Source organism: Methanobrevibacter sp., from assembly GCF_045646045.1.
Lineage (GTDB): Archaea > Methanobacteriota > Methanobacteria > Methanobacteriales > Methanobacteriaceae > Methanocatella.
In genome coordinates this window covers 1-3,292 of record NZ_JAZRJY010000025.1, presented here as the reverse complement: position 1 = coordinate 3,292, position 3,292 = coordinate 1, and the positions used below count along the sequence as shown (strand labels likewise).

General features: G+C 34.3%; 4 protein-coding genes. All 4 read right to left on the bottom strand.

Translation table 11 applies throughout. The annotated features are described in order from the left end of the window. The coding region (locus ACKI5C_RS01520) for a hypothetical protein (protein WP_407431331.1) at positions 1-744 on the bottom strand (744 nt) is incomplete at its 3' end. An 8-nt stretch (positions 745-752) separates the two neighbouring features. Beyond that, positions 753-1,964, bottom strand: coding sequence for an AAA family ATPase (locus ACKI5C_RS01515; protein ID WP_407431329.1), 1,212 nt, complete (start codon positions 1,962-1,964; stop codon positions 753-755). A gap of 31 nt (positions 1,965-1,995) precedes the next feature. Then, the gene (locus ACKI5C_RS01510) at positions 1,996-2,772 is read right to left on the bottom strand and encodes an IS1096 element passenger TnpR family protein (RefSeq protein ID WP_407431327.1); all 777 of its coding nucleotides are present in this window, start codon (positions 2,770-2,772) and stop codon (positions 1,996-1,998) included. A gap of 53 nt (positions 2,773-2,825) precedes the next feature. Then, a partial coding sequence (locus ACKI5C_RS01505) for a hypothetical protein (RefSeq protein WP_407431325.1) occupies positions 2,826-3,292 on the bottom strand: 467 nt, incomplete at its 5' end.

Sequence of the window (3,292 nt, the reverse complement as noted above, 5' to 3'; positions counted from 1 at the left end):
ATAGATTTCACTTAATTTTTCTTTTTTTATGAAATATTCAAACTGGTCATGTGACAGTATCCTCTGTCTGTCAAAAACAATGACTCCTGAATAGAACAGTCTGTTGTACTGGTTTTTAAGTGCATTGTCGATTTTATTGGCTGACATTCTGTCTGCCGAAACGTTTCTGTATGGAGCATAGCGGTTGATGAAAACTATTAATTTTATATCAATATTTTTCATAAATGCTCTGAAATCCTTTTTTGGAAGATTTTTCTCTTTACAGTACTCTTCATAAAGCCACGGCAGACTTACAAGAATGGTTTCCAAAGGTTTCATTCTCAAATCAAACTCAATGCTGTCTACAAAATGATTTCGAATTAAATTGAAGTTTTTTAAGAATCCGTCTGAAATATTTTTTTCATCAATCTGATTTTTCTCTTCAAGCTTGTCATAGAGTGCATCAAGCAGCCGGTATGTGGAGAATGTTCCTCTCATGGAGAAGTTCTTGAATTCAATCAGATAAAGAGTGAACCTGCCGTTCCTGTTTTCAAAGTGAACTGCATCAACGGTTTTTGGAAGATGATTTTTAACCCTTTTGTATCTTTTGCACATGTCGTCAAGGGAAAACATCTTAAAATCGCTTATAATAAGCGGCTGCCTTTTACCTGTCTTTGCTCTTGAAATTTCAGTTATGGAAAAGTAGTATTCGTCCCTGAATGATTCGAAAAAATCCATAAATTCTGAAACGCTCAGCTGATCCATAAAATCACCTACTCAAGTTCCTTTTCAATCCTCAGCATATCCATTTTAAAGTAGGGATTTCCAAGTTGATCATAGATATCGCTCAGGTTGTCGGTTTGCGTGATGTTGAAAAGTCCGTCCTTATCTGACTTTCTGGTTATGTGATATGCGGTATCGTCTGCAATATCATAGTATTGCGAAAATGCGTCAACCGACTCGACAAAAAGGGGACTGTGGGTATTGATGTAGACATGAACGTTCAGCCTTTTGGATATTAAAACCAGAATCTTTGCAAGTCTGAACTGCCAGTCCGGATGAAGGTTGACTTCAGGCTCGTCAATTATTAAAAATGAATTTTCCTTAAGGCTGCGGTTTGCCAGAAGCAGCTGGATAATTCCAATCTGCTTTATTCCGGAAGCCGTGTTTGACATGTCTGATTTGATGTCGGTATCTGAAATGAACTTGAACTCGCCCCGTTCAAAAACAAATCTCCCCTTTATGATGTCTGATACTTCATTTTCCAACTCAATGATATTGGTGTTGATTTTTTCATCAAAGACATCTCTTCTTTTGCTTATGAGATTCTTTTTGAGATACTCAAGATGGTAAGTTGCCTTTCTGTCGAACTTTTCGAAGGTATCAAGAACAGACAGGGAATCTATATAGAAAGCATCATTGATGAGAATGGAGGAATCAGCCCCGAATGCGTCATCATCATTGAAGTCATGGTTTTTAAAGTCAATAGTAAAATCGTTGATTTTAATAAAGCCCTTGAAATCGGTTGATGAAAACTCACTTTCAAGAAGCCTTCTCATCAGCGAAACGTAAAGCTCATAGGAATCCTCATTAACGACCCTGATTAAATCGTCAATCGTATTGATCTGGTCATTTGACTCTTCCAGTTCCTCATCGGAAATGTTGGATTCAAAAAGTGCATTTTTCAAATCCCTGTAGCCGTCCAAAATATCTTCATAATTATCTCTTCTATTGAATATTGGAGTTTTTCTGTTAAATCTCCTTGACAGGTAATAGGATTCGGACTGGATTAGATTTGCTATACTTTCATATGCAATTTCCTGACGGTTAAATGAGTTTGACCTTAAAAATGAATATAGAAACTTGGATAAGGTTGATTTTCCTGTAGAGTTGTTTCCGGCGATGAGAGTAACTTTTGGAATGTTGATGTCAGCTTCATTAATCGGTCCCATATCCTCCAGATGCAGTTTGATTGGCTTGACCATAATTTCACCTTAAAAATAATTGGATTAATATTTATAAAGACTTACATTTAAAGTTATTGCAATGGAAAAAATCGTCTAACATGGACTGGGTTTCATCATCGGGAATTTCGGGATAATACTCCCACCACAAATCAAAGGGATTTCTTCCTCCCCTGAAATCTATTAGCACGGGAAAGTTTATTTTTGAATAGATTTTCTTTTTGACTTCAATGCTGAACTCATTGTTTTCGCTTGTTATTTTAGCCGGTTTTTTAAAGCATTCATCAACCATGACAAAGTCTCTTTTAAATGAAACGGGCTCGGTGTCAAAAGCTATTAATATAATTTCTTCCAGTTCATTAAAGCTTGTCTTTTCAGGAATGAGAAACTCCCTTTCAATGCATCCGTTAGTCTTTTTGGATTTTATGATTATATCATAGGCCCTGTTTTTTAGAATTGGAATTTTTCTTAATTCCTTTTGAGCTTTTTTTATATTGAAATCTCCGCAGTAACTGATTATCTTTGCATAGCTTTCATCATAGTCAATGACTTTTTTCAGGCTTATTTCATACCACTTTTCATCACTATAGCCGTCTTCGAAATAAAGATTTTGATGGATGTATTTTTCAACAAGAAAGTTTTTAGGATCTATATATGAAAGAAGATTAGTATTTGTCCAGAAGCCATTACCCAGCTTATCGCTGAAAGTGAATAATTTCTTGATTATCTTTTGAAGCTCTGTGAACGTTGTCTTTTCAGGCAGAATCAGCTCCCTTGAAATTTCCGGCTGTTTTCCATATAATTCTATTTTAATTACAAAGCCCTTCATAGTATATACATTGTGTTTAATGAGTATATATAATTTTAGATAAATTGAAAATGTTAATACATGTAACCCCAATAACTCTCTCCGGTGTCTGGATTATACATTCTTTTATATTGATGTCCATCCTCACCAGTTTTAGTTGGTTGTGAATGAGTATAAGCCCAGCTGCCTCCACCTTGTTGGGATTGATCCCATTTTTTAACATACTCATCAGAATTATAATCCGGTTCACTATTTGATTGTTTTGATGATGATGAAGATTGTCCTGCATTACCTGATTCTTTTGAATCATTAGATAATGTCCAATTCGTTATATTTACTTCTTTTGTAGTTGTATTATTGGTAGTGTTGTTAGTAATATTGTTATTTGTACTGACATTTTTTGAATTAACAACAAATAAAACCCCTGCAATGAGTATAATCAAAACAATTATTAATAATATAATTTTTTTGTCCATTAATATCGCCATAATTTGTCTTAATGATATTTCTAAATCTTTTAAATCATTTTTTAAATAAATAC

Excerpts from the sequence above, each read along its gene's own strand:
- ACKI5C_RS01515 (WP_407431329.1), bottom strand. The coding sequence starts at position 1,964 with ATGGTCAAGCCAATCAAACTGCATCTGGAGGATATGGGACCGATTAAT.
- ACKI5C_RS01510 (WP_407431327.1), bottom strand. The coding sequence starts at position 2,772 with ATGAAGGGCTTTGTAATTAAAATAGAATTATATGGAAAACAGCCGGAA.